22 protein-coding genes are annotated in these 26,410 nt (G+C 53.9%); 8 read left to right on the plus strand and 14 right to left on the minus strand.

The features are described 5' to 3' along the window. Positions 1–168: 168 nt before the first annotated feature. A complete protein-coding gene (gene psiE, locus OGV93_RS01130) occupies positions 169–579 on the minus strand; it encodes a phosphate-starvation-inducible protein PsiE (RefSeq protein ID WP_003031674.1) in 411 nt (136 codons plus the stop codon). A gap of 138 nt (positions 580–717) precedes the next feature. Between psiE and OGV93_RS01135 the strand changes: the two genes are divergently transcribed. Further along, positions 718–1,170, plus strand: a complete 453-nt coding sequence (locus OGV93_RS01135) for an acyltransferase (RefSeq protein WP_019077874.1) — start codon at positions 718–720, stop codon at positions 1,168–1,170. A 34-nt stretch (positions 1,171–1,204) separates the two neighbouring features. Here the strand turns inward: OGV93_RS01135 and OGV93_RS01140 are convergent, their stop codons facing one another. The 5 genes from OGV93_RS01140 to pgi form a co-directional block, all read right to left on the minus strand. Continuing rightward, positions 1,205–3,301 carry a YjbH domain-containing protein gene (locus OGV93_RS01140; protein WP_019077875.1) on the minus strand — a complete coding sequence of 699 codons (2,097 nt, stop codon included), beginning with the start codon at positions 3,299–3,301 and terminating at the stop codon, positions 1,205–1,207. Next, the gene (locus OGV93_RS01145) at positions 3,301–4,038 is read right to left on the minus strand and encodes a capsule biosynthesis GfcC family protein (protein WP_287109307.1); all 738 of its coding nucleotides are present in this window, start codon (positions 4,036–4,038) and stop codon (positions 3,301–3,303) included. Before OGV93_RS01145 ends, OGV93_RS01140 begins: the two co-directional genes overlap by 1 nt. Beyond that, positions 4,035–4,673 (minus strand): YjbF family lipoprotein, encoded by a 639-nt coding sequence (locus OGV93_RS01150; protein WP_115191106.1) that lies wholly within the window; start codon positions 4,671–4,673, stop codon positions 4,035–4,037. The genes OGV93_RS01145 and OGV93_RS01150 overlap by 4 nt, the downstream gene beginning before the upstream one ends. Positions 4,674–4,736: 63 nt before the next feature. After that, complete coding sequence (gene yjbE / locus OGV93_RS01155; protein WP_016155435.1) at positions 4,737–4,979, minus strand: exopolysaccharide production protein YjbE; 243 nt, start codon at positions 4,977–4,979, stop codon at positions 4,737–4,739. Between the two features lie 470 nt (positions 4,980–5,449). Then, positions 5,450–7,096 carry a glucose-6-phosphate isomerase gene (pgi, locus tag OGV93_RS01160; protein ID WP_065554816.1) on the minus strand — a complete coding sequence of 549 codons (1,647 nt, stop codon included), beginning with the start codon at positions 7,094–7,096 and terminating at the stop codon, positions 5,450–5,452. Between the two features lie 302 nt (positions 7,097–7,398). On the opposite strand from pgi, the gene lysC reads away from it, so the two are divergent. From lysC to OGV93_RS01175, 3 genes are all read left to right on the plus strand, one after another. Then, positions 7,399–8,748: a lysine-sensitive aspartokinase 3 gene (gene lysC / locus OGV93_RS01165; RefSeq protein WP_016155333.1), complete on the plus strand. Its 1,350-nt coding sequence runs from the start codon at positions 7,399–7,401 to the stop codon at positions 8,746–8,748. A 92-nt stretch (positions 8,749–8,840) separates the two neighbouring features. Further along, a complete protein-coding gene (panS, locus tag OGV93_RS01170; protein ID WP_019077880.1) occupies positions 8,841–9,767 on the plus strand; it encodes a ketopantoate/pantoate/pantothenate transporter PanS in 927 nt (308 codons plus the stop codon). A gap of 101 nt (positions 9,768–9,868) precedes the next feature. Next, positions 9,869–10,141, plus strand: coding sequence for a YjbD family protein (locus OGV93_RS01175; RefSeq protein ID WP_003826541.1), 273 nt, complete (start codon positions 9,869–9,871; stop codon positions 10,139–10,141). Here OGV93_RS01175 and rluF read toward each other — a convergent pair. Together rluF and ftrA are read right to left on the minus strand one after the other, a co-directional pair. Then, positions 10,138–11,013: a 23S rRNA pseudouridine(2604) synthase RluF gene (rluF, locus tag OGV93_RS01180; protein ID WP_016155331.1), complete on the minus strand. Its 876-nt coding sequence runs from the start codon at positions 11,011–11,013 to the stop codon at positions 10,138–10,140. The genes OGV93_RS01175 and rluF overlap by 4 nt on opposite strands. A gap of 68 nt (positions 11,014–11,081) precedes the next feature. Beyond that, complete coding sequence (gene ftrA / locus OGV93_RS01185; protein WP_080860369.1) at positions 11,082–12,062, minus strand: transcriptional regulator FtrA; 981 nt, start codon at positions 12,060–12,062, stop codon at positions 11,082–11,084. 84 nt (positions 12,063–12,146) lie between these two features. Here ftrA and OGV93_RS01190 point away from each other — a divergent pair, with 84 nt between their 5' ends. Together OGV93_RS01190 and pepE are read left to right on the plus strand one after the other, a co-directional pair. Further along, positions 12,147–12,566, plus strand: a complete 420-nt coding sequence (locus OGV93_RS01190) for a rhodanese-like domain-containing protein (protein ID WP_213239552.1) — start codon at positions 12,147–12,149, stop codon at positions 12,564–12,566. 156 nt (positions 12,567–12,722) lie between these two features. After that, positions 12,723–13,412: a dipeptidase PepE gene (gene pepE / locus OGV93_RS01195; protein ID WP_016155430.1), complete on the plus strand. Its 690-nt coding sequence runs from the start codon at positions 12,723–12,725 to the stop codon at positions 13,410–13,412. A 56-nt stretch (positions 13,413–13,468) separates the two neighbouring features. Here the strand turns inward: pepE and OGV93_RS01200 are convergent, their stop codons facing one another. Both OGV93_RS01200 and metH read right to left on the minus strand, forming a co-directional pair. Further along, entirely contained in the window at positions 13,469–15,100 is a 1,632-nt protein-coding gene (locus OGV93_RS01200; protein ID WP_016155327.1) for a Na/Pi cotransporter family protein, read from the minus strand. A 213-nt stretch (positions 15,101–15,313) separates the two neighbouring features. Next, complete coding sequence (gene metH / locus OGV93_RS01205) at positions 15,314–18,997, minus strand: methionine synthase (protein WP_094761858.1); 3,684 nt, start codon at positions 18,995–18,997, stop codon at positions 15,314–15,316. A 195-nt stretch (positions 18,998–19,192) separates the two neighbouring features. Between metH and iclR the strand changes: the two genes are divergently transcribed. Continuing rightward, positions 19,193–20,017, plus strand: a complete 825-nt coding sequence (gene iclR, locus OGV93_RS01210; protein ID WP_047357748.1) for a glyoxylate bypass operon transcriptional repressor IclR — start codon at positions 19,193–19,195, stop codon at positions 20,015–20,017. A gap of 17 nt (positions 20,018–20,034) precedes the next feature. Here iclR and aceK read toward each other — a convergent pair whose 3' ends face one another. From aceK to metA, 4 genes are all read right to left on the minus strand, one after another. After that, positions 20,035–21,762, minus strand: coding sequence for a bifunctional isocitrate dehydrogenase kinase/phosphatase (aceK, locus tag OGV93_RS01215; protein ID WP_080860373.1), 1,728 nt, complete (start codon positions 21,760–21,762; stop codon positions 20,035–20,037). A 102-nt stretch (positions 21,763–21,864) separates the two neighbouring features. Then, on the minus strand, positions 21,865–23,169 hold the full coding sequence (aceA, locus tag OGV93_RS01220; protein WP_016155323.1) for an isocitrate lyase: 1,305 nt from the start codon (positions 23,167–23,169) through the stop codon (positions 21,865–21,867). 35 nt (positions 23,170–23,204) lie between these two features. Next, the gene (aceB, locus tag OGV93_RS01225) at positions 23,205–24,806 is read right to left on the minus strand and encodes a malate synthase A (RefSeq protein WP_287109308.1); all 1,602 of its coding nucleotides are present in this window, start codon (positions 24,804–24,806) and stop codon (positions 23,205–23,207) included. Between the two features lie 268 nt (positions 24,807–25,074). Then, a complete protein-coding gene (gene metA, locus OGV93_RS01230; RefSeq protein WP_287109309.1) occupies positions 25,075–26,004 on the minus strand; it encodes a homoserine O-acetyltransferase MetA in 930 nt (309 codons plus the stop codon). 152 nt (positions 26,005–26,156) lie between these two features. Between metA and OGV93_RS01235 the strand changes: the two genes are divergently transcribed. Beyond that, positions 26,157–26,410: hypothetical protein (locus OGV93_RS01235; RefSeq protein WP_287109310.1), on the plus strand; the 254-nt coding region annotated here is incomplete at its 3' end.

Here is a 26,410-nt window from a genome sequence, read left to right on the forward strand (position 1 = left end):
GGCGTTATCGCCATCGGCGTGATCAACCTTAGCTTTACCGTATTGGCGATCATGACGGTGGATAAATTTGAAGAACTGTGGGAACCCGCGGCGGAGAAAACCCAGCCGGCCTCTGCGCAGTAATTTTTACCCAAAACACGCCGCAGCCCAATTGCGGCGTGTTGTCTTTTACTCTCGCTTCAGCCGTTTGGAATTACACAGCCACAGGGTGATCACCAGCAGCAGGATCGCCGCAGAATAGATCAGCACATCCATCGGCGCTTTATGATCGACAATGATCAGCCGCACAATCGCAGTGATCCCGATATAGACAAAGTAGCGCAGCGGAAAGTGAAAACCTGACTGAAAGTACTTCACAATCAGCGCGATAAATTCAAAGTAGAGAAAGTAAACCACCAGCCCTTCCACCAGTTCATACTTGCTGGTTTGTTCCGGCGCGAACAGCACATCCGCCAGATGCAACGTTTCTTTCCCGAGGAATACGACCAGGATCAGGCCCAGACTCAGCAACCCCAGATTCAACACGGTCTGTAAAATAGTGGAGATAAACTCCACGCGCGGACGAGATAGCGACGTCATAACAGCACCTCTTACTCAGTGGCGAGGTTCCTGTATAACGCAAAAATGTGACAGAGATCTACATTTTTTGTTTATATTTTGTGCAAGAAAGGTCAGCAGGGAATGATGAGTGTCACGACACATTTCACAGGATGAATTATGCAGCTCAGACAATCCGCTGTTCGCAACGTTACCTGCGGTGAGAACGTGGTAATTTATGAACCCGCAAATCTCTACGACTGCACATTAGGGGACAACGTTTTTGTCGGACCATTTGTTGAAATCCAGGGTAATACGCAGATTGGCGCAGACAGCAAAATTCAGTCGCACACCTTCATCTGCGAATATGTCACCCTCGGCGCTCGCTGTTTTATCGGTCACGGCGTGATGTTCGCCAACGATATGTTTCGCGAAGGAAAACCCAATGCCGACCGCAATAGTTGGGGACGTATTACGATTGGCGACGATGTCTCGATCGGCAGCGGAGCGACCATTCTGGCGGTCACTATCTGCGATGGCGCGGTCGTCGGCGCGGGAAGCGTGGTGACCAAATCGATCACCGAGAAAGGCGTGTATGCGGGAAATCCGGCACAATTATTACGTCGTTTATAGAGCCGGATAAGCGCAGGTCCCATCCGGCCATCTATCAGCGGAAGTTTTCACTCCTGTCGCTGGTCATGTCGTACAGACCAAACTTACGTCCAAGCTGCTGGCCGCCATCGCGTGTTAACGGCGTCCAGCCAATCGCCGCACGACTGCGGGTTGGGCCTGACGAGAACAGATCCAGCGGCACAGAAACGTACACCCCTTTGGTAAAATCACCCTCTCCGTACTCATCCGGCGAGGCGTCGGTGATAGTCGCATAGCCGCCCACCACTACGCCGCTGTCAAAGCGTTTCGCCACTTCCAGCGTTCCGCCCTTATCCCCCGCCAGATATTGCCCCACGCTGGCTTTCACCAGTACATCCTGGGCGAACGAAGGATTCCAGTAAGCCGTCAAATGCCCGGTCTTCACGCTGTAGTCGGTGAACTTCATCATGTCCTGCGCGCTGCGCCAGTCACGCTGTTTCACGTAGTTGGCGTCAACACCAAACGCCCAGTTGCTGTCCAGCGGGCGATACAGCACTTCTGCCCCCGCTCCGCCGTACATAGTTTCCAGATAGCCCCCGTAAACCTGTCCGTAGAACCCGTTTCCGAGTGACTGGAAGTAGTTGGCCTGCAGGTTATTCACGTAGACATCGTTTTGCACATACTCACGCACATGGGTACGCACGCGTGGTAAATGCGAATCCTGCGGCGGGTTGGTGTAGTTAAACTTGTCATAGTTATTGGCGAGGTTGGCGAACAAACTCCCGGTGGTCAGCAGATGATCGGTAACCCACAAATCTGCCGTTCCCATCACGCCCAACTGATACATATAGAAGTTTTCCGGGCCGCCCACCGACTGATTTAGCACCGGATCGATATGGAAATTGAAGCGTGACTTATCAATATACCAGCCCTGCTCGGTCGTTTTCGGTACCACGGGCTCGACGCGTTTTTGTGCCAGTTGAGTTTCATGGCCCAACGGCTCGCCTTCCAGATGGCGCTTGAGGCTGGAAACCTCCGTTTCGGTCGTCACCTGCGGCAAGTTAAGGCGGTTTTCCGTAATGCGGATCGTGCGGATCCCATCGGGAAGATCGTTCATCACGATCCGGTTAGCACGCTCGATCCCTTCGCGCGAATCACGGTATTTCACCTGTTCACCCGTCACATACAGCGTATCGCCCTGCACCTGAATTTTAGGATCCGCCAGCCCGGCATTATATTTCAGCAGCGTTAACTGATTCGCCACCACCGAATGTTGCAGGATGGCATCCTGCGGCTGTGGTTGATATTTCGGGCGGGTATTGTCGTTATAGTTTGGTCGCAGATCGTTAAAGTTAGTCCGCAGCGTGACCCCAAACATCAAGGTGTTCCCGCGCTCATAGCTGAGGTTAACGTCGGCCCAATCGGTGACGCGATAAATAGCGCCGACGTTAAACTTGCTCTTCTGATCCAACTTGCCGGCAAAATCCTGCTGGTAATTATTACCTTCATACTCCAGTTTCAGGCGCAGCGGCTGCCAGGGAGTCTGATACTCTACGCCGCCAAACAGCGACGCCGGGCCGTGGAACATCTGGCTACCGTCAATAGAACCGGCCTGCTTGTAGCTGTTATCGCGATGGCAGAATTTATCACTGTATGAGCAAAACGGATTGCTAACGTTGCCGCTGGTCCCGAGATATCCCCAGCCAAGGCCGAGAGAGAAATCAAACGGGCCCCAGGCTTTGTTCGCCACCACATACTCCGCATCAAACAGGCCGGTACCACCGATATCCCGCGCGCCAACCGCCACCTGCGGCATCCAGTAGCTCTCTTCCCACAGGCGAAGTTTGAGATCAAAAGCCTTATCTTTATAAGTCTGATCGCCAGAAAACGACTCCACGCCGCTGTATTTTTTGGTACGCACATCGGTATAGCGCAGGGTGGTTTCCAGCCAGGGGAAGAGTTGTACCGACGCAGAGTAGTAACGGTATTGATCGTTATCGCGGTAGTTAAGGCTCATTTCGCCTTCACGCGCCATGCGTGCGGTTGGGGTTTGCAGCAGTCCCACGCCGCCAAAATCGGACTGGGAAGGTCCAATGGGCGCGGGCCAGGTTTCACCGTGGCAGGCAACGCTTACGCCCAGCGCCAGTAAGCTGAGCAGATAAGTTTTTCTCATTATTCGGGTATCCGCTGGGTCAGGGTGCGAAGAATGTCGGCATTGATTTCATCCGGGGTGCTGCGCCAGACAGCATCAGAGAGTCCGACAAAAATGATGCTGCCGGGCATCGGCTCAACGTGACGTTTGTTCCAGTAGGCGACCGGGACTTTTTGCGTGCGTCCGTCGGGATAGATGACCCAGGCATAGCTACGATCTGCGCCGCTGAGCCGACGTTGCCCATCGAGATAGCTGGCGATATCGCGCCCGGGCATAAACGGTTGTTTACCCGGATGACTTAGCAGGCCAAACAGCGTTATATCCGTTGGCTGCGGTCCGACCCACAGCATGTAATTGCCCTGCAACGGCGGGTTGCCTCGCTCACTGACGCGCACAACATCCGGGTCGAGATTAATCTTCTGTCTGCCGGTCACCTTCAGCGCCTGAATTTGCTGGCGCAATGCGTTGATAGCCGCGGCATCGTCACCGCTTTCTTCAGCGCTGAGCATCGCCAGACGAGCCAGTAATGCCTGCTGCTGACGTTCTGCTTCCGTCGTTGTCCGCTCTTCGCTGATAACCGCTCCTGGCCACCAGCTATTACTCAACCGCGGCTGCCCAACCAGGTCGAGCAGATGTTCGGCCCCGGTCAACGTCTTTGGCTCTTCGCTGGCGGAGGTAAAGACCTTAACGCTACCCGCAGCAAAAACTGACGCTGCGCTCAGGCTCAATAGCAGCGCCACAACGGCTCGTTTCATCATGATTTTGCCGCCTTAATCAGCGTGGTTTTCACCGGGAAGTAACGTGCGCCAAGATACTGTTCCGATTGGCGAATCTGCCCTTCGCTGTCGATCCAGTAGCGGTTATGCCAGCGCGTTTGATCGGTGGTGACTTCTTCGTCAAGGATTCGTACTGGCGTATCTTCGCTACCAACCTTAATGGTGTCAGTGCCATCCCATTCGAAAACCGAGTGGGCGGTGGCATAGCGCACCTGCTGATGTTCGGTCCAGCCCATCGTGCGGGTCCACGTTGCCCCATCGACTATCTGGTTTGGTTTGATGAGCGGATCTGCCGCGAGATTATTCACCTCGATCAGGTTATCCCCGCCGAGATGCGTTTTCACCATGCGCCCAGACTGCGTGACGAGAATGGCCCGATCCTGAGTCACCCATTTCTGCTGTCCGTTTTCCGCGAACGCGAGTACCACAAACAGTTGTGGGCCGCCGTTGAGCTGCATGTACTGGCTGGCGTAGGGCATGTTTTTGATTTCATCGTCCGTCATCTGTACGCCGGGAGTACCAAACACGCTATCCCATAGCGAATGACCCAGCCCTTCGGTGGTGGCTGAGCACGCCTGTAATAACAGGCAAACCATTATCAGCGCTGGTCGCTTCACGACATTTCTCCGCAGCGGCAAAATAACCACACCGAAGTGTGGTTAGAATTAAACGTACCGGTATTACTGGGTACTGGTAGTTGTGGTGGTTGTGGTTCCGGTGTTAGAACCATCGCCGCCACCGGTTGCCGCAAGGGCAACCCCCACCGCAGAACTTACGGTGCTCGCGCTGGTTGCGGAGGAACTTCCTGCCGAAACCGACGCGGCAGCCGACCCTGCAGCCTCACCCACCTGAACGGGGGCAGCATAGACAGAAGTCGCCGCAAGCGCAGATATAGCCCAAAGGCCATACAGAACTTTTTTCATCACAAATTCCCTTCATTGTATGAATGGAGATTTACCCAAAAGAATTTCGGGCGAGATCGAGTATACACAAGCCAAAGTGTGCAAATTACGCCAGGCGGGAATTTAGGATAATTAGATAGCAAGAAATAAAATGATTAACGATAGATAATTAAATCAATACAATCAAAAAGTTAAAATATAAAAACAAAAACACAACATCCGGTAATTCTGAAAAAACCAGAAACACGATAACGTTGAATGAATTATTTTAGGATTAAGCTCAATAAAGGTGTAAAGCAAAAACGTAGATATTCGGGCGCCAGATTATAAAAAAAGCCGATATTAATATCGGCTTTTTTTATAAGTAATCTGCAAATTCATTCGAATTGCAGCAAGGCGGCAAGATCGTTAATCCCCGGGAGCATAGATAGCTATGTTACCGGGGTTAACGAACGCAGCCAACACCGCTGCGGCTCGAAGGAAGAAGCAGATTAACGCCAGGACTTATAACGGTTAATCAAACCGTTAGTTGAGCAATCATGGCTGGTGATTTCTTTATCATCATTCAGCTCTGGCAGAATGCGATTCGCCAGCTGTTTGCCCAGCTCAACGCCCCACTGGTCAAAGGTGAAGATATTCAGAATCGCGCCCTGAGTGAAGATTTTGTGCTCGTACAGCGCAATCAGCGCACCCAGGCTGAACGGTGTGATTTCGCGCAGCAGGATGGAGTTAGTTGGACGGTTACCTTCGAACACTTTGAACGGCACAACGTGGTCAAGCGTTGCCGGATCTTTACCCTGGTCGCGGTATTCCTGCTCAACCACTTCACGAGATTTACCAAAAGCCAGCGCTTCGGTCTGGGCGAAGAAGTTAGACAGCAGTTTCGGATGGTGATCCGACAGCGGGTTGTGGGTGATTGCCGGAGCGATGAAATCGCACGGCACCATTTTGGTACCCTGGTGAATCAGCTGGTAGAACGCATGCTGACCGTTAGTACCCGGCTCACCCCAGATGATTGGGCCTGTCTGGTAATCCACCGCATTGCCGTTACGGTCAACGTATTTACCGTTGGATTCCATATTGCCCTGCTGGAAGTAGGCCGCGAAACGGTGCATATACTGGTCGTACGGCAGAATCGCTTCGGTTTCAGCACCGAAGAAATTGTTGTACCAGATACCGATCAGCGCCAGCAGCACCGGCAGGTTTTTCTCCGCCGGAGTGGTGGAGAAGTGTTTGTCCATGGCGTGCGCGCCAGAAAGCAGCTCAACAAAGTTGTCGAAGCCCACAGAAAGGATGATGGACAGACCGATTGCAGACCACAGGGAGTAACGACCGCCAACCCAGTCCCAGAACTCGAACATATTGGCGGTATCAATACCGAACTCGCCAACCGCTTTACCGTTAGTGGAGAGCGCTGCGAAGTGTTTGGCAACGTGCTTGTTGTCGCCAGCGGTCGCCAGGAACCAGTCGCGCGCGCTGTGGGCGTTAGTCATGGTTTCCTGAGTGGTGAAGGTTTTGGAAGCGACCAGGAACAGCGTAGTCTCCGGATTCACTTTCTTCAGCACTTCGGCAATGTGCGTACCATCGACGTTAGACACAAAGTGCATGTTCAGGTGATTTTTGTACGGGCGCAGCGCTTCGGTCACCATGAACGGGCCGAGGTCAGAACCGCCGATACCGATGTTCACGACATCAGTAATGGCTTTACCGGTATAGCCTTTCCAGCTTCCGGAGATAATCGCTTCAGAGAAGGATTTCATCTTCTCCAGCACCGCATTCACTTCCGGCATCACATCTTTGCCGTCAACGATGATTGGAGTGTTGCTACGGTTGCGCAGCGCCACGTGCAGCACGGCACGATCTTCAGTGCGGTTAATTTTCTCACCGGAGAACATGGACTTGATGGCGCCTGCCAAATCGGTCTCTTTCGCCAGATCCTGCAGTTTAGCCAGCGTCTCTTCAGTGATGCGGTTTTTGGAGAAATCCACCAGCATCAGATCGTCAAACGTCGCGGAAAATTTAGCGAAACGATCGCCATCTTTCGCGAACAGATCCGCGATAGTAACGTCTTTCATCTCTTCAAAGTGTTTTTGTAGTGCCTGCCAGGCTGAGGTCTGCGTTGGATTGATGTTTTTCATTAGCAATACTCTTCTGATTTTGAGAATTGTGACTGAGATCGATTGTAACGCCAGTCACAGAAAAGTGTGATTGTTTTAATGCCATCGCCCTTGTATCCATCGAACCGGGGTAAAAAGTATAGATGTTATAAGCGCTGTTACTGAACGGAAACGCAGCATGAAAAATCCGCATAATCCCAGCGTTGACAGTGCAAGCTACACATTTTATTTATAAATACGGTATTTGCATTTGCGCCTGCACCGGTTTTCGTTCTGCCTTATGTGCCATGGTCGCTCTATTCATTCCCTGACACGAGGTAGTTATGACTGATGTAGTTGTCTCCAAGTTTGGCGGTACCAGCGTGGCGGATTTTGATGCCATGAATCGCAGCGCTGATGTGGTACTTTCTGATGCTAACGTCCGTGTAGTGGTACTTTCCGCTTCCGCTGGAATTACCAACCTGCTGGTCGCACTGGCTGAAGGGCTGGAGCCAACCGAGCGCTTCGAAAAACTCGACGCCATTCGTCAAATTCAGTTCAATATTCTGGAACGCCTGCGTTATCCAAACGTAATTCGTGAAGAGATTGAACGTCTGCTGGAAAACATCACCACGCTGGCAGAAGCGGCGTCACTGGCGACCTCAACCGCCCTGACCGACGAACTGGTCAGCCACGGTGAACTGATGTCTACCCTGTTGTTCGTCGAAATCCTGCGTGAACGCAACGTGCAAGCACAGTGGTTTGACGTGCGTAAAGTGATGCGCACCAACGATCGTTTTGGTCGCGCAGAACCCGACGTCGCGGCGCTGGCTGAACTGGCAACGCTTCAGTTGGCCCCGCGTCTGAGCGAAGGTCTGGTAATCACTCAGGGTTTTATCGGCAGCGAAGGCAAAGGCCGCACCACCACGTTGGGGCGCGGCGGTAGCGATTATACAGCCGCCCTGCTGGCCGAAGCGCTGCACGCAACGCGCGTCGATATCTGGACCGATGTTCCTGGCATTTACACTACCGATCCGCGCGTTGTTCCTGCAGCGCAGCGTATTGATGAAATCGCCTTTGAAGAGGCCGCGGAAATGGCGACCTTTGGCGCGAAAGTGCTGCACCCGGCAACCCTGTTGCCGGCCGTACGTAGCGATATCCCGGTATTTGTTGGCTCCAGCAAGGATCCAAAAGCAGGCGGTACGCTGGTCTGCAATAAAACCGCGAATCCACCGCTGTTCCGTGCGCTGGCGCTACGCCGTAAGCAGACGCTGCTGACGCTGCATAGCCTGAATATGCTGCACTCTCGCGGCTTTTTAGCAGAAGTGTTCGGCATCCTTGCACGCCACAATATCTCGGTAGATTTAATTACCACATCTGAAGTCAGCGTAGCGCTGACGCTGGATACCACCGGTTCAACCTCCACCGGCGATACGCTGTTAACGCAGTCTCTGCTGATGGAACTGTCTGCCCTGTGCCGGGTTGAAGTCGAAGAAGGCCTGGCGCTGGTGGCGTTGATTGGCAACGACCTGTCCAAAGCCTGCGGCGTGGGTAAAGAGGTGTTTGGTGTACTGGAGCCGTTCAACATCCGCATGATTTGCTACGGCGCGTCCAGCCATAACCTGTGCTTCCTGGTGCCCGGTAGCGAAGCCGAACAGGTGGTACAGAAGCTGCATCATAATTTGTTTGAATAATATTTCATCACGCGATAAACAATAACTATAGCCGGGCTCGAACCCGGCTTTTTTATAACAACACAACACATTTCAATCGCAAGGAAGATAACATGCTCGCTACTCTCACGCGGCTGTTCCCGTTATGGGCGCTGCTGCTCTCTGTTATTGCGTATTACACCCCCTCCACCTTTACGCCTGTCGGGCCATTCGTGCCGTCGTTGCTGATGCTGATCATGTTCGGCATGGGCGTTCACCTGAAGGTGGACGACTTTAAACGCGTACTTTCACGCCCCGCACCGGTCGCAGCGGGTATTTTCCTGCACTATCTGGTGATGCCGCTCGCCGCATGGATTTTGGCGCTGGCATTTAATATGCCGCCGGAACTGTCGGCAGGGATGGTGCTGGTCGGTAGCGTCGCCAGCGGAACGGCATCGAACGTCATGATCTATCTGGCAAAAGGTGATGTGGCGCTCTCCGTGACTATTTCATCGGTTTCAACGCTGGTCGGCGTTGTCGCCACGCCGCTGCTGACACGGCTGTATGTCGACGCGCATATCCAGGTGGATGTGATGGGTATGCTGCTGAGTATTCTGCAGATCGTGGTCATTCCGATTGCTTTGGGACTGGTCATTCACCATCTGTTCCCACGCGTCGTAAAAGCCGTGGAACCGTATCTGCCGGCGTTTTCTATGGTGTGCATCCTGGCGATCATCAGCGCCGTCGTGGCGGGTTCCGCCTCGCACATTGCGTCTGTCGGCTTTGTGGTGATTATCGCCGTGATCCTGCATAACACCATTGGCTTGCTCGGCGGCTACTGGGGCGGAAAACTGTTTGGTTTCGACGAGTCAACCTGTCGTACGTTGGCTATTGAAGTGGGCATGCAGAATTCAGGGCTTGCCGCTGCGCTGGGCAAAATCTACTTTGGCCCGCTTGCGGCGCTGCCCGGCGCGTTGTTCTCCGTCTGGCATAACCTTTCCGGTTCGCTGCTGGCAGGTTACTGGTCCGGTAAACCGATTGAAGAAAAAGAACGCCGCTAATTGGCGGCGGCAGGCCGGATAGCGGCTAACACCTTATCCGGCCTACCCAGCCTCTGCACTTTGCCGTACACTGCGAATATCGGCTAACAGAGGGCACCCTTATGGCACTCCCCCGCATTACCCAAAAAGAGATGACCGAGCGCGAACAGCGTGAACTGAAAACGCTGCTCGACCGCGCGCGCATTGCGCATGGTCGACTGCTGACCAACGCTGAGACCAACAGCATCAAGAAAGAGTACATCGATAAACTGATGGCCTTGCGCGAAGCAGAAGCTAAAAAAGCCCGCCAGTTGAAGAAAAAGCAGGCTTATAAACCGGATGCGGAAGCATCATTTTCCTGGTCAGCGAATACACCAACGCGCGGCAGACGTTAACGCCCTTTCTTCTTACGCCCCGGCGAGGTAAAACGCTTCCCGTTTGCCGCCGGGCGCGATTTCTCTTTCTCAGCCGATTTTTCGATTTTCACCACCGGGCGCTTAATGCCTGCTGTTTTTGGCTTCGCTTTCGCCTTCGGTTTGGCTTCTGAGGACGAGTTCTCAATCAGCTTGAACAGGTCGATCAGTTCGTCATCCGTCAGGTCGCGCCATTCACCCAGCGGCAGGCCGGACAGACCAACGTTCATGATACGTGTACGCTCAAGCTTAGTAACTTCATAGCCAAAGTGCTCGCACATACGACGGATCTGGCGGTTCAGCCCCTGAATCAGCGTGATGCGAAACACAAACGGCGCTTCTTTCTTGACCTTACATTTCTTGGTAACGGTGCCAAGGATTGGCACACCGGCACTCATCCCACGGATAAAGTCATCAGTGACCGGCTTATCTACCGTCACCAGATACTCTTTTTCGTGATCGTTACCGGCACGCAGGATTTTATTCACCAGGTCGCCGTGGTTGGTCAGAAAGATAAGTCCCTGGGAATCTTTGTCCAGACGACCGATTGGGAACACGCGCTTGCTGTGGTTAACGAAATCAACAATGTTGTCGCGTTCGCTGTCTTCAGTGGTGCTGACAATCCCTACCGGCTTGTTCAGCGCGATAAAAACCAGATCTTCCGCTTCACGCGGCTCAATCAACCGACCATTCACTTTTACGACGTCGCCAGGCATCACCTGATCGCCAATGGTGGCGCGTTTACCATTCAGGAAAACATTCCCTTGTTCGATAAAGCGATCCGCCTCGCGGCGCGAGCAGATTCCGCTTTCACTGATGTATTTATTTAATCGGATGGATGAGTCGGGCAGCATAATTTCTCCTTTGACAGCGAAATATACCCTACCTTGCGGGGGATAAAAAAGCAGAGCGTGAAAATGTGCTATCGCATCTGATTACGTAATGCCTGCGGGCTGATACCAAATCGTTTTTGAAAGTGGTAACGCAAAGAGTTTGCGCTGCCGAACCCGGTTTGCTGCGCGATCTGCTCAATACTGATATGGGATGTATTGAGCGCCTGCTGCGCACGGTTTAGCCGTTCATTCATCAGCCAACGTGCGGGAGTAAGCCCCGTTGACTCCTGAAATCGCCGCATCAACGTTCGGGGACTCATACCGACCTGGCTGGCCAGAGCGTCAAGGGTATGCTTCTGCGCGATATTGTTATGTAACCAGTCAAGCAAAAGACCAAAACGCTGGCTTTCCCGACTGCGGGCAACAGGACGCAGTTGCTGCTGAGTCTGGCTGCCATCCCTGTGGGGCTGCAGCACCAGGCGACGGGCCACGTTATTGGCAATCTCAAGTCCAAAATCAGTGCGCACCACATGCAAACATAAATCAATCCCTGCCGCACTACCTGCCGAAGTGAGCACGTCGTGGTCACCGACATACAGGACATCTTCCACAACGTTGATGGCGGGAAAGCGTCGCTGGAGTTCACTGACGTAACGCCAGTGCGTCGTCGCCTTACGCTCATCCAGCAAACCTGCCGCAGCCAGAACAAATACACCAGAACAGATAGAGATGACTCGACAACCGCGTTGATGTGCTTCACGAAGCGCATCGCATAATGCTTCCGGGACCGGTGAGCTCACGTCACGCCAGCCAGGAATGACAATAGTGTCTGCTTCTTGCAGCAATTCATATCCACCGTCCACAACGATACGAACCCCGCCAGTTGCCCTTAATTCACCTTGATCAACCGAAGCCACGGCAAAACGATACCAGCCCTCTCCCAGTTCAGGTCGCGGAAGCCCAAAAACTTCCACTGCGACGCCAAACTCGAAAGTACATAGCCCGTCATAAGCGAGTGCAACGACCAACGGGCGAGAAGATGTTGTCATGATCCTGGCGGAATCTGTCATGGTCAGAGGGTGTTTCAAGGTTAATTTTTTGATGAGATAAGAGGTAACACAACAGCTGATTTCACCACAAGAGAAAACAACAATATGAGTACCGTAACTGATATTCCAGCCGCTTCATCTGCACAAGCTATCGCCCATTTCCAGCAACATCTGAATATGGAGACGGATTGTTCTGACGTTCATTCCGCGATTGCTGCTGACGACAAAGATTTTGTGCTTTTACATGTAGTGGGGAGTGCAGAGAGTTTTTCCCGTTGTCATATCCCTGGCGCGATTCATCTTCCCCATCGACTGATAAATACGGAATCCTTGAAAAAATGGCCACAGGACACACTGTTTGTCGTCTATTGCGCTGGCCCACACTGTAACGGGGCCGATCGCGCGGCGCTGAAGTTGGCGCAGCTAGGTCGACCGGTGAAAATAATGATTGGTGGTATTAAGGGCTGGGAGGACGAAGGCCTGGCGTTTGCCACTACGCAAAAGGACGCTGTTTCAATAGATTGATCGTTGTTAAGTCTGAACGGGTTTTTCCAACAGGAGGTTGTGGTTAACCCGTTCGGCTTTCCCCACTTCCAACATCGTGAGCCATATCAGTAAGGCGTTACGCTGATAGTGGTAGCATTAGCGCGGTTTGTAATTTTCTGATTACATGGAGAAATGATGGAACTGCTTTTATTGAGTAACTCGACGCTGCCGGGCAAAGGCTGGATGGAACATGCGCTACCGCTGATTGCTGAGCAGTTGAATGGTCGCCGTACGGCGGTGTTTATTCCGTTCGCTGGCGTGACGCAAACCTGGGATGAATACACGGCGAAAACGGCAGCCATCTTTGCGCCAATGGGCGTCAACGTTACTGGCATTCATACCGTTGCCGATCCGATCGCTGCCATTGAAAACGCAGAGCTGGTGATTGTCGGCGGGGGTAACACCTTCCAGTTACTGAAAGAGAGCCGCGAGCGCGGACTGCTGGCGCCGATTGTGGATGTCGTCAAACGCGGTGCGCTGTACATCGGCTGGAGCGCAGGTTCTAACCTCGCCTGCCAGACCATCCGCACCACCAACGACATGCCGATTGTCGATCCAAAAGGTTTTGATGCCCTGGGTCTGTTCCCGCTGCAGATTAACCCACATTTCACCAATGCGCTTCCGGAAGGCCACAAAGGCGAAACGCGTGAACAGCGTATTCGCGAGCTGCTGGTTGTGGCACCAGAGCTGACGGTGATTGGTTTGCCGGAAGGAAACTGGATTAAGGTGAGTAACGGCCAGGCGGTTCTTGGCGGTCCGAACACCACTTACGTCTTTAAAGCGGGTGAAGACGCGGTTGCCCTCGAAGCAGGTCACTGCTTCTAACCGACGTTGCCGGATAACGGCATAAATGCCTTATCCGGCCAACCGGTCCACCTCACTCAATAATCGTCGCGCTCATCGTCCTCATCCGGCTGTTCCAGCACGCTATAGGCCACGGAACAAAACAGCGAGTTCAGACGCTGCATATCGCCCAGCAGCGCCAGGTGCAAGGAGCTGGTCTCGATGCTCTGCACGTTCTGCTGATGCAGACGGTCAACGTGCGCATGCGAATAACGACGGTTGAGAATACGGAAACGGTGCTTGCTACGGCGCAGACGACGGGCGCTGGTGACGTCACCAGAGAAGAACACCGACATCGCCAGCTGCAGATTGCTGAGCAGTTGATCGAAGAGCGCATCCAGCTCTTTCAATCCTTCCACGGAGAATGCGCGACGGGCAGCCAGCGACTTATCCGCTATCTCACTGCCCATACGTTCGACAATATCGGAAGCCTGCTCGAGGTTAAGCGACATTTCGATAATCTCCGCCCAACGGCGTGATTCCTCTTCCGCCAGTTCATCCTTTGGCATCCGGGCCAGATAGAGCTTAATTGCCGTGTATAGCACGTTAATGTCGTCCGCCATCCTGCGCAGCTCTTTCTCTTCACGCGGCTCGCCGTGCATCACCTTCTTCAGCCCGTCCATCATCTGCTCCATCGCGTCGCCGATGCGCAGAGCTTCACGAGCGGCATTGGCCAGGGCCAGCGTCGGCGTATCCAGCGCACTGACGTCGAGATGTTTGGGCTTCAGATGCGCATCCAGCTCCGGCTCATCGCGGATGATGCGCTTACAAAAACGCGCCATCGGTTCTGCGAACGGCACCATCGCCACACAGCGCACCAGGTTGTAGAAGACATGGAAGTAAATAACCAGTTCAGATTTCGGCAGCGGCAGTTCATCCATCAGATTTGCCAGCGGATGAACAAACGGCAGGATAATCAGGCTACCCACCAGCTTAAACAGCAGGCTACCGAGCGCCACACGGCGGGCGGCGGCGTTAGCGGCGCTGTTATTAAGCATCGCCAGCAGGCCAGAGCCGAGGTTGGCGCCAATCACCAGACACAACGCCACCGGGAACGAGATAATGCCTGCCGCGGTCAGCGTTGCCGTCAGCAGCACCGCCGCAAGGCTGGAGTAACTGATAATCGCGAACATCGCACCAATCAGCGCATCCAGCATGATATCGCCGGTGAGCGAGGCGAAAATAACCTGTACGCCGTTAGCCTGGGTGATCGGTGTTACCGCCTGCACAATCAGTTCCAGCGCCAGTAAAATCAACCCCAGTCCAATACCAACCCGCCCCAGTTGCCCCACACGGGACTGCTTACGTCCGAGAAAGAAGATCACGCCGATAAAAATCAGCAGTGGCGACAGCCAGGAGAGATCGAAAGTCAGGATACGCGCCATCAGCGCGGTCCCGACGTCGGCGCCGAGTACAATCACCAGCGCAGGGGTGAGCGCGACGAGGTCCTGCGCGACAAACGAGGTCACCAGCATGGTGGTGGCGTTGCTGCTTTGTACCAGCGCCGTCACCCCGATACCCGCACAAAAGGCGAGCGGCTTCTTTTCAACACTACGGCTGAGTACGGTACGCAAACGGGCGCCGAAGACGCGCATCACGCCGGTACGCACAATATGCGTACCCCAAACCAGCATAGAGACAGCAGAAAGCAGGTGTAACAGAGTTAGCACGGAATCAGGTTCTCCTTATCGTTATATGTTCCTGAGGCTCATAGCGATGACATAACACCTGATGACGCCACGCTTATCAGGCCGACAAAAATGTGCCATCCGGCAAGCAGTACCGATGAACGTTCTTTCAGTATAAGGGTTTAAACGTAATAAAGAGACAAGGCACTCATTGAGTGCCTTGTTTGTTGTAAATAAAGATGACAGTTTTGTGAATCAGTCAGCGTCATAGCCCAGATTAGGCGCTAACCAACGTTCGACTTCCGCCACGCTCATGCCTTTACGGAAGGCGTAATCTTCAACCTGATCGCGCTGGATTTGCGCCACGGCGTAGTACTTGCTGTCTGGATGACTGAAATACCAGCCGGAAACCGACGCACCTGGCCACATCGCGAAGGATTCGGTGAGCTTCATCCCGGTGTGCGCTTCTACATCCAGCAGTTCCCAGATGGTGGCCTTTTCGGTGTGTTCCGGGCAAGCCGGATAGCCCGGTGCCGGGCGAATTCCCTGGTAGTTTTCGCGGATCAGCTCCTCGTTGCTGAGGTTCTCATTCGCCGCATAGCCCCAGTAGACTTTACGCACGCGCTCGTGCAGATATTCCGCGAACGCTTCCGCCAGGCGGTCGGCGATCGCTTTCACCATGATCTTGTTGTAGTCGTCATGCTGGGCTTCGAAGGCGTCCGCCAGTGCATCTTCCTCCAGACCGCCGGTAACTGCGAAAGCACCGATGTAATCCGCTTTGCCGCTCAGTTTCGGCGCAACAAAGTCAGACAGGCAGTAGTTGGCGAAACCGACTTTTTCCGTCTGCTGGCGCAGGTGATGACTGACGTTGATGACGTGCGTACGCGTCTCGTCACGGTAAATCTCGATGTCGTCCCCCACGCGGTTAGCCGGGAACAAGCCCACCACGCCGCGCGGATTCAGGGTCTTCTCAGCGCTGAGTTTATCCAGCATGTCATTGGCGTCTTTGAACAGACGTTTCGCCTCTTCTCCCACCACCTCATCTTCGAGGATGCGCGGGTATTTCCCGGCCAGCGACCAGGTCATAAAGAACGGCGTCCAGTCGATGTAGTTGCGCAGCGTTTCGATGCTGGCTTCAACGCTCTGTACGCCGAGGCGGTGCGCCACTGGCGGCGTGTAGTTTTCCCAGTCGAAGGCCAGATCGTTGTCGCGGGCAGCCTGTATCGTTACTGGTGGGGTCCGCGGTTTCTTACGCGCATGCTGGATACGCACGGTTTCGTACTCTTTACGCGTACGGGCGACAAAGTCATCGCGCTGAGTGTCAGAGAGGAGTGCGGCGACTACGCCAACGGTACGCGAGGCGTTCTGCACATAAACCGTCGGGCCACTGTAGTTCTGCTCGATTTTCACCGCCGTGTGCGCTTTTGAGGTGGTCGCGCCGCCAATCAGCAATGGAATAGTGAACCCCTGACGCTCCATCTCTTTCGCCACGTTGACCATTTCGTCCAGCGACGGGGTAATCAGCCCGGAAAGACCAATCAGATCGGCATTCACTTCACGTGCCGTTCTGAGGATTTTCTCCGCTGGCACCATCACGCCAAGATCGACGATTTCGTAGTTGTTACATTGCAGCACCACACCAACGATATTTTTGCCGATATCGTGCACATCGCCTTTCACGGTAGCAATGACCATCTTGCCGTTGCTGGAGCCTTTCTCTTTGCTGGCCTCAATGTACGGTTCGAGGTAGGCCACCGCCTGCTTCATCACGCGGGCGGATTTCACCACCTGCGGCAGGAACATTTTGCCCTCGCCAAACAGATCGCCAACCACGTTCATCCCGTCCATCAGCGGCCCTTCAATCACCTCGATCGGACGCGCGGCCTGCTGGCGAGCTTCTTCAGTATCCTGCTCAATAAATTCGGTAATGCCTTTCACCAGCGAATATTCGAGGCGCTTTTTCACGTCCCAACTGCGCCATTCCGCCATCTGGGCATTGGCAGTGTCATCAGTTTTGCTACCGCGATATTTCTCAGCCAGCTCCAGCAGACGCTCGGTGCCATCGTCACGACGGTTGAGGATCACATCTTCAACCGCATCGCGCAGCTCGGCGGGCAGGTCGTCGTAGATCGCCAGTTGTCCGGCGTTGACGATCCCCATGTCCATGCCGTTGCGAATGGCGTAGTAAAGGAATACCGCGTGAATAGCTTCACGAACCGGGTCGTTACCACGGAAGGAGAACGACACGTTGGAGACGCCGCCGGAGATCAGCGCGTGCGGTAGTTCACGTTTGATGTCCTCACAGGCACCGATAAAGTCCTGGGCGTAGTTATTGTGCTCATCAATTCCGGTCGCGACCGCAAAGATGTTCGGGTCGAAGATAATGTCTTCCGGCGGGAAGCCTACCTCTTCGGTAAGAATGTTGTACGCCCGACGGCAAATCTCAATTTTACGCGCGCGGGTGTCGGCCTGCCCCTGCTCGTCAAAGGCCATCACCACCACTGCGGCACCGTAGCGTCGCAGCAACTTCGCGTGGTGGATAAAGGTCTCAACCCCCTCTTTCATCGAGATGGAGTTAACGATGCCTTTACCCTGAATGCACTTCAGCCCTTTTTCGATGACGTCCCATTTCGAGGAGTCGATCATAATCGGCACGCGGGCGATATCCGGCTCACCGGCGATAAGGTTGAGAAAACGCACCATCGCCGCTTCGGCGTCGAGCATCCCCTCATCCATGTTGATATCGATAATCTGTGCGCCGCTTTCCACCTGCTGACGGGCGACATCCAGCGCTTCGTTGTATTTCTCTTCTTTGATCAGTCGCTTAAATTTCGCCGAACCGGTGACGTTGGTACGCTCGCCGACGTTCACAAACAGGCTATCGTCGCCAATATTCAACGGTTCAAGGCCAGACAGACGGCAGGCTACCGGGATTTCCGGCAAGCGGCGCGGCGGCAAACCTTCCACTGCGCGGCTCATCGCGGCGATGTGTTCCGGCGTGGTGCCGCAGCAGCCGCCGACCACGTTGAGGAAGCCCGCTTGCGCCCACTCGCGTATTTGCGCCGCCATGGTGTCGGCATCGAGATCGTATTCGCCAAAGGCGTTCGGCAACCCGGCGTTCGGGTGCGCGGTAACGTAGCATTCGGCAATGCGCGACAGTTCCTGCACGTACTGGCGCAATTCGTCCGGACCTAAGGCGCAGTTCAGACCGAAGGTCAGCGCATCGGCGTGGCGCAGTGAGTTATAGAACGCTTCGGTTGTCTGACCGGAGAGCGTACGCCCGGAAGCATCGGTGATAGTGCCGGAGAGCATAATCGGCAACTCAACGCCCAGCGCTTCAAATTCGGTTTTAACCGCGAAAATAGCGGCTTTGGCGTTCAGGGTATCGAAGACAGTTTCAATCAGGATCAGGTCGCTGCCACCTTCCACCAGCGCTTTGGTGGATTCACGGTAGGCGGCCACCAGCTGATCAAAGGTAATATTGCGGTAAGCCGGGTCGTTGACGTCAGGCGAGATAGACGCCGTACGGTTGGTTGGGCCGAGCACGCCCGCGACATAGCGCGGTTTTTCCGGTGTGCGTGCCGTCCATTCGTCTGCCGCTGCGCGCGCCAGTTTGGCTGCCGCAAAGTTGATTTCCGCCGACAGGGATTCCATCTGGTAATCCGCCATGGCGATAGTCGTGGAGTTAAAGGTGTTGGTTTCGATGATATCCGCGCCCGCCTCAAAATAGGCGTTATGGATGGCGGCGATCACCTCAGGTTTGCTGAGCACCAACAGGTCGTTGTTGCCTTTCAGATCGCACGGCCAGTCGGCAAAGCGTTCGCCGCGGAAATCCTCTTCGCTCAGACGATATCCCTGGATCATGGTGCCCATACCGCCGTCCAGCACCAGAATACGTTCATTTAACTGCTGACGTAATTGTTCAACTTTGCTGCTCACACTCGCTCCCGACAACGCTCAACCAGACCGAAAAAAACTCAACAGACCATACTGGCACAAACCTGAGAGGTGGAAAAGAGAACAACGGCCAACATGAGACATGTTCAGCTTCACTCATCCGATCAGTACAGGAATTCTTGCATTATAATTGAATAAAACGAAAATGATTTCCACGATACAGAAAAGGAGTCCGCCATGGTTGCCACAATCCCCGCGAAACGCGGTAGAAAACCCGCCGCTGCTACTACGCCTGCAACCGGGCAGGTTCAGTCTCTGACTCGCGGCCTGAAGCTACTGGAGTGGATTGCAGAATCCAACGGCAGCGTGGCGCTAACCGAGCTGGCACAGCAGGCCGGCTTGCCAAACTCCACGACTCACCGTTTGTTGACCACCATGCAGCAGCAAGGATTTGTCCGTCAGGTGGGTGAATTAGGCCACTGGGCCGTGGGTGCGCATGCGTTTATCGTCGGCAGCAGCTTTTTGCAAAGCCGTAATTTGCTGGCGATTGTCCACCCGATCCTGCGCAAGCTGATGGAAGACTCCGGTGAGACGGTAAACCTTGCCGTGTTAGATCAAAGCGACCATCAGGCCATTATTATCGACCAGGTGCAGTGTACCCAACTGATGCGCATGTCCGCGCCTATCGGCGGCAAACTGCCGATGCACGCCTCCGGTGCGGGTAAGGCGTTTTTATCCCAACTGAGTGAAGAACAGGTGACTGGCCTGCTGCACCGTAAAGGGCTGCACGCTTACACCCACGCCACGCTGGTGTCGCCGGTGCATTTGAAAGAGGATTTAGCCCAGACGCGCAAGCGCGGCTACTCCTTTGATGATGAGGAGCATGCGCTGGGTCTGCGCTGCGTGGCGTCGTGCATTTATGATGAACACCGTGAGCCGTTTGCCGCTATTTCCATCTCCGGACCCATTTCGCGCATTACCGACGATCGAGTGACCGAGTTTGGCGCCATGGCGATCAAAGCGGCGAAAGAAGTCACGCTGGCATACGGCGGATTTCGTTAAGAAAGGGTTGCCGGACATCAAGCCGAAAATCTGATGCAAAACCGCTGTTTGCGCCGGTAGGCGTAAACATCTTCCACGTGTCCTTCACGGATCCGCGTTTGCAGACCTCGCCAGTAGTCGGCGCTGAACAGGTCAGCATGCATCTCTTCAAATAGCGGCCCGATACGCGGGTCAGCGCATAGCCAGTGACGAAACTCTTCCGGGAAGACATCCCCCGGCGATACGCTATACCACGGTTCAGCGCTCATCTCATCTTCCGGGTAACGCGGCGGCGGGATATGACGGAAATTCACCTCCGTCATGTAGCAAATTTCATCGTAGTCGTAGAACACCACGCGCCCGTGGCGAGTCACGCCGAAGTTCTTAAACAGCATATCGCCGGGGAAAATATTGGCGGCGGCCAGCTGACGAATGGCATTGCCGTACTCTTCAATTGCATCGCGCAGTTGCTGGCCTTCGACCTGCTCCAGCCAGATATTCAGCGGCACCATCCGTCGTTCGATATACAAATGGCGAATGACAATCTGCTCGCCGAGATCGGTAATTTTTTCCGGGGCTTCCTGTAGCAACAGCGCCATCAGCGACGGATCGATTTGCCGTTTATCCAGCACAAAGTTCTCGAACTCCTGGGTGTCAGCCATCCGCCCGACACGATCGTGCTCCTTGACCAGTTGATAACAGGCGCGGACGTGGGCGGCCGACATCTCTTTTTGCGGAGCAAATTTGTCTTTGATGACTTTAAAGACGCGGTCGAAGCCCGGCAGGGTAAACACCAGCATCACCATGCCGCGGATCCCCGGCGCTTCGATAAATTGCTCATCGCAATGGGCAAGATAGAGCAGATATTCGCGGTAACTTTCGGTCTTCGCGTGTTTCTGACAGCCAATCGCCATATACAATTCAGCGGTGGTTTTACCGGGCAGGATCTCGCGCAGCCACTCCACTAACGCGGCGGGCAGCGGGGCGTAAACCATAAAATACGAGCGGGCGAAGCCAAACACGATACTGGCTTCCGCCGTTGTGGTCAGGCAGGTATCGACAAACAGTTCGCCCTCGTCAGTACGGTGAATTGGCAGTAAAAACGGCAGCGTCCCGGAAGGGGTAATCAACTTCCCGACCAGCCAGGCGGCCTTGTTGCGATAAAACAGTTCGTTCGCCACCTGCAAATGACTGCGCTGCAACAGATCCGCCCCCAGCGTTTCGGTCAGGTGTTCGATGATGTAGTGGATATCCCGATGTCTGTTCTGCCACGGCAGACGCAAGGGCAGATCGCTGAGGACGCGCGTAAGCAGCCACTCCCAGCCGGTATCGGGAAAAAAGTCTTTCGCCAACGGGCGTGGGATCGTGCGAAAACGGCGCTCTGGCTGAGAGCTGAAAATAAACAGTCGCTCGGGAGTCAGCGAGCGGTGGTCAAATAACCGGCAATAGACGGAGTTAAAGAAACTCTCCGCAATCTCGAAGCGTGGATAATCTGGCAATAGCCGGGTGTAATGCTCTTTCACGCGAAGTAAAAAATCCGCGTCGGTACTTTTGCCGTCAGTAATGCAGCGCAGTTGCTCCACCACCAGACCCACATGATGATCGTAAAGGTGGATACGGCTTTTCATCGCCTGCTGAACCGCGTGCCAGTCGGCATGTTCAAAACGCTGCTGCGCGCCGGAGGTCACTTCCAGAAAACGCCCGTACTGGGCGTCGAAACCTTGCAAAATCGTCTGAGCAATCAGTAATTCCAGGCCACGCGTCATCAATTTCTCCCATCCGGCACAATGTCATGCCGGATGGCGCATTCGCTTATCCGGCCTACATCCCTTCGTAGGCCCGGTAAGCGCAGCGCCACCGGGCATTGATCAAAACTGCGATTCTTCAGTCGAGCCGGTCAGCGCGGTCACTGAAGAAGTGCCGCCCTGAATGATGGTGGTTACTTTGTCGAAATAGCCTGTCCCCACTTCCTGCTGATGGGACACGAAGGTGTAGCCATCTTTAGCCGCCGCAAATTCCGGCTGCTGAACCTTCTCAACGTAGTGGCGCATGCCTTCACCCTGCGCATAGGAATGCGCGAGGTCGAACATGTTGAACCACATGCTGTGAATACCCGCCAGCGTAATGAACTGGTATTTGTAACCCATATCGGACAGCTGTTGCTGGAAGCTGGCAATGGTTTTGTCATCCAGGTTTTTCTGCCAGTTAAACGATGGCGAACAGTTGTAGGCCAGCAGTTTGCCTGGGAATTTCGCATGAATAGCATCGGCAAAGCGCTTCGCCAGTTCGAGGTCCGGCGTGGAGGTTTCACACCACACCAGATCCGCATACGGTGCGTAGGCCAGGCCACGGCTAATCGCCTGCTCAATGCCCGCATGCGTACGGTAGAACCCTTCGCTGGTACGTTCGCCAGTGATGAACTCGCTATCGTATGGGTCGCAATCAGACGTAATCAGATCGGCTGCGTCAGCATCGGTACGCGCAATCACCAGCGTCGGAACGCCCATGACGTCTGCAGCCAGACGGGCTGCCACCAGTTTCTGGATAGCTTCCTGAGTCGGCACCAGGACTTTGCCGCCCATGTGACCACATTTTTTCACCGATGCGAGCTGATCTTCGAAGTGAACGGCCGCTGCACCAGCCTCAATCATCGATTTCATCAGTTCAAACGCGTTCAGTACCCCGCCAAAACCCGCTTCCGCATCGGCAACGATCGGCAGGAAGTAATCCACATAGCGCGGATCGTTCGGCTCAATACCGGTTGACCATTGGATCTGATCGGCACGACGGAATGTGTTGTTGATCCTGTCCACCACCGCCGGAACGGAGTTCGCTGGATACAACGATTGATCCGGATACATGCTGGACGCCAGGTTGGCATCTGCCGCCACCTGCCAGCCTGAAAGGTAGACCGCTTCAATACCAGCTTTCGCTTGCTGCAGCGCCTGACCACCAGTCAGCGCGCCGAGGCTGTTGATATAACCTTTCTTCGATTCGCCGTGTAGCAGACGCCACATTTTCGCCGCGCCAAGCTGCGCCAGCGTGCATTCCGGGTTGACCGAGCCACGTAATTTCACCACTTCCTCCGCGCTATAGGGGCGGGTGATGCCTTCCCAGCGCGGTTGAGTCCATTCTTTCTGTAATTCTTCGATTTGTTGAGTACGGGTTTTCATGTGCAGATGCTCCATTAGGATAAATTGTGGGTAAATTAGGCCAACAGGCGGTAGCCCGGTAACGTCAGGAAGTCAATTAACTCGTCGGAAGTGGTGATTTGCTCCATCAGGCGCGCGGCATCGTCAAAACGCCCGCTGCTGTAGCGGTGTTCCCCCAGTTCGTCCTGAATCACCAACATCTCTTCGGCCAGCATCTGGCGGAACAACGGTTTGGTAACCGGTTTGCCGTTGCTGAGCGTTTTCTGGTGGTGGATCCACTGCCAGATGGAGGTACGAGAGATTTCGGCGGTGGCCGCATCTTCCATCAGACCGTAAATCGGTACGCAGCCGTTACCGGACATCCACGCTTCGATGTACTGCACCGCGACACGAATGTTGGCACGCATGCCTTCTTCAGTACGCTCACCTTCACAGGGTGCCAGCAATTGTTCTGCGGTAATCGGCGCATCTTCTTCACGGGTCACAAACAGCTGATTTTTGTTTTCACCGAGTACGTCGTTGAACACCGCCATTGCGGTATCTGCGAGTCCTGGATGGGCAATCCAGGTGCCGTCATGACCGTTATTGGCTTCCAGCGCTTTGTCCGCTTTTACCTTGGTCAGAACCTGGTTGTTACGTTCCACATCTTTGCTGGGAATGAACGCAGCCATGCCGCCCATCGCGAACGCGCCGCGTTTATGACAGGTTTTAATCAGCAGACGCGAATACGCACTGAGGAATGGCTTATCCATCGTCACCACCTGACGGTCCGGCAACACGCGATCCGGGTGGTTCTTCAGGGTTTTGATATAACTGAAAATGTAGTCCCAGCGACCGCAGTTCAGGCCCACAATGTGGTCACGCAGCGCGTGCAGAATTTCGTCCATCTGGAAAACGGCTGGCAGCGTTTCAATCAGCAGGGTCGCTTTAATTGTGCCGCGCGGCAGATTAAAGCGATCCTCTGCATAGCTGAACACTTCACTCCACCATGCCGCTTCTTGCCAGGCCTGCGTTTTGGGTAGATAGAAATAAGGGCCACTGCCTTTTGCCAGCAACGTTTTGTAGTTGTGGAAGAAATAGAGGGCAAAGTCGAACAGGCTGCCCGGGATCGATTCGCCACGCCAGGTGACGTGTTTTTCCGGCAGGTGCAGACCGCGAACGCGGCACACTAACAGGGCCGGATTGGGTTTGAGTTGATAAATTTTACCGGCTTCGTTGGTGTAGCTAATGGTGCCATTGACTGCATCGCGCAAGTTGATCTGCCCGTCGATAACTTTGCTCCACTCAGGAGCCAGCGAATCTTCAAAATCAGCCATAAAGACTTTGACGTTCGCGTTCAGCGCGTTGATAACCATCTTGCGCTCAACCGGTCCGGTAATCTCTACACGGCGATCCAGTAAATCATCAGGAATACCGCGAATTTTCCAGTTACCTTCGCGAATGGAAGCTGTTTCCGAAATAAAGTCAGGCAACTTACCGTCATCAATATCCTGCTGCTGCTGGATACGTGCAGCCAGAAGTTTATTCCGCTTTGGCGTAAATCTTGTCACCAGCTCGGTCAGAAACTCCACCGCTTCAGCGGTCAGAATCTGCTGTTCCTGTTCGCCACGCGGCCTGGTGAAGATCAGTTCATCGGTTGTCGTTGCCTGTTGATTCATTGCGTAGTTCCTCGTCATTGATCCAAACACATCCCCAATGCGAACGAAGGATCGTTGTGCGGTTTTCGTTCAGCACAACTAAGACTACTCATTTAAATTTCAAAATCAAAAACAATTTCCATTTTTAATTTAATTATCAATTAACCTATTGATAACAATATAAATAAAATTTAATTACACATTGAGGTGCGTTTCGGAAATAAAAAAGGCACCCGAAGGTGCCTGATTCAACATGCTGAAACGCTTAAGGATCGTCTGTTACAGAAGATTAATCCAGCGTTGGATTCATGTGACGCAGATCATATGGCGTGATCTGGTAAACGTAATAGTTGAGCCAGTTGGTAAACAACAGATTGCCGTGGCTACGCCAGGTTGCCCGCGGTTTATTTTGCGGGTCATCTTTTGGGAAGTAGTTATAGGGCACTTCCGGCGTTAAGCCCGCTTCGACGTCACGAAAATATTCACTGCCGAGTGTATGGGCGTCATATTCAGGATGGCCCGTTACGAAGGCGATACGTTTATCTTTGCTGGCAAACAGGTAGGCATCTCCCTCTTCTGTTTCGGCAAAAATCTCGAGATCGGTGTAGTCCCTGATAAGGGCAGCAGGAAAATCGGCATAGCGCGAATGCGGGGCCAGGAACGCATCATCAAATCCACGCGTCAGCAGCGCATGAGGATGAAGAATATGGTGCTCATAGACGCCTGAGAGTTTATCCGTACGGGTTTGCTTGGGAATTCCGTACAGGATATTCAATGCGGCTTGCACCGCCCAACAGACAAAGAGCGTCGATGTAACATGATCTTTCGCCCATTCAAGCACTTGTTTAATCTGCGGCCAGTAAGCCACGTCATTAAATTCAACCAGACCCAACGGCGCGCCGGTCACGATCAGTCCGTCAAAGTTCTGATCGCAGATATCCTCGAAATTACAGTAAAAGTTATTCAGATGCTCCGTAGGGGTGTTGCGTGACTCGCGGGCATCAATGCGCAATAGCTGAACATCTACCTGCAGCGGTGAGTTAGACAGTAAACGCAGGAACTGGTTTTCCGTTTCAATCTTCTTGGGCATCAGGTTGAGGATGAGCACCTTCAGTGGACGAATTTCCTGACCGGAAGCGCGAGATGACGTCATCACAAAGACGTTTTCCTCACGCAAGAAATTGACGGCGGGTAGCCCGTCCTGCACGCGAATTGGCATAACCTGATAACCTCACTACATACGTTTAAACGTTTAGACATCCAGATAGCTGAAGATACCCAGGAATCATGCGAATGTCGAGCCTGCATCCTCAAGTTGAGAAAGTTTCACGGCTCCTTGCTGTAGATTAGTGCAGTAAAGAAAAAAGGAGAATGCTATTCGTCGTTCGCGTAACAGGCAATGTGCTGCCGGGAGAGCCTGGTGTGCTGCGCTTCTCAGGCCTGCACACCGGTTACAACATGATGGGCTGGATAAAATGGTACGCTGCATCCGGCAGTTTTCACTCCCTGCAGACGCAAAAAAGCCCATCCGGCAGGATGGGCTTTTTCACTTATTTGATGCCTGGCAGTTCCCTACTCTCGCATGGGGAGACCCCACACTACCATCGGCGCTACGGCGTTTCACT

It is taken from the genome of Citrobacter sp. Cb031, from assembly GCF_030336725.1.
GTDB lineage: Bacteria > Pseudomonadota > Gammaproteobacteria > Enterobacterales > Enterobacteriaceae > Citrobacter > Citrobacter braakii.

Excerpts from the sequence above, each read along its gene's own strand:
- metA (WP_287109309.1), bottom strand. The coding sequence starts at position 26,004 with ATGCCAATTCGCGTGCAGGACGGGCTACCCGCCGTCAATTTCTTGCGT.
- aceK (WP_080860373.1), bottom strand. The coding sequence starts at position 21,762 with ATGACGCGTGGCCTGGAATTACTGATTGCTCAGACGATTTTGCAAGGT.
- OGV93_RS01190 (WP_213239552.1), top strand. The coding sequence starts at position 12,147 with ATGAGTACCGTAACTGATATTCCAGCCGCTTCATCTGCACAAGCTATC.
- aceB (WP_287109308.1), bottom strand. The coding sequence starts at position 24,806 with ATGAATCAACAGGCAACGACAACCGATGAACTGATCTTCACCAGGCCG.
- OGV93_RS01140 (WP_019077875.1), bottom strand. The coding sequence starts at position 3,301 with ATGAGAAAAACTTATCTGCTCAGCTTACTGGCGCTGGGCGTAAGCGTT.
- aceA (WP_016155323.1), bottom strand. The coding sequence starts at position 23,169 with ATGAAAACCCGTACTCAACAAATCGAAGAATTACAGAAAGAATGGACT.
- ftrA (WP_080860369.1), bottom strand. The coding sequence starts at position 12,062 with ATGACAGATTCCGCCAGGATCATGACAACATCTTCTCGCCCGTTGGTC.
- iclR (WP_047357748.1), top strand. The coding sequence starts at position 19,193 with ATGGTTGCCACAATCCCCGCGAAACGCGGTAGAAAACCCGCCGCTGCT.
- panS (WP_019077880.1), top strand. The coding sequence starts at position 8,841 with ATGCTCGCTACTCTCACGCGGCTGTTCCCGTTATGGGCGCTGCTGCTC.
- OGV93_RS01135 (WP_019077874.1), top strand. The coding sequence starts at position 718 with ATGCAGCTCAGACAATCCGCTGTTCGCAACGTTACCTGCGGTGAGAAC.
- pepE (WP_016155430.1), top strand. The coding sequence starts at position 12,723 with ATGGAACTGCTTTTATTGAGTAACTCGACGCTGCCGGGCAAAGGCTGG.
- lysC (WP_016155333.1), top strand. The coding sequence starts at position 7,399 with ATGACTGATGTAGTTGTCTCCAAGTTTGGCGGTACCAGCGTGGCGGAT.
- OGV93_RS01145 (WP_287109307.1), bottom strand. The coding sequence starts at position 4,038 with ATGATGAAACGAGCCGTTGTGGCGCTGCTATTGAGCCTGAGCGCAGCG.
- psiE (WP_003031674.1), bottom strand. The coding sequence starts at position 579 with ATGACGTCGCTATCTCGTCCGCGCGTGGAGTTTATCTCCACTATTTTA.
- rluF (WP_016155331.1), bottom strand. The coding sequence starts at position 11,013 with ATGCTGCCCGACTCATCCATCCGATTAAATAAATACATCAGTGAAAGC.
- OGV93_RS01175 (WP_003826541.1), top strand. The coding sequence starts at position 9,869 with ATGGCACTCCCCCGCATTACCCAAAAAGAGATGACCGAGCGCGAACAG.
- pgi (WP_065554816.1), bottom strand. The coding sequence starts at position 7,096 with ATGAAAAACATCAATCCAACGCAGACCTCAGCCTGGCAGGCACTACAA.
- yjbE (WP_016155435.1), bottom strand. The coding sequence starts at position 4,979 with ATGAAAAAAGTTCTGTATGGCCTTTGGGCTATATCTGCGCTTGCGGCG.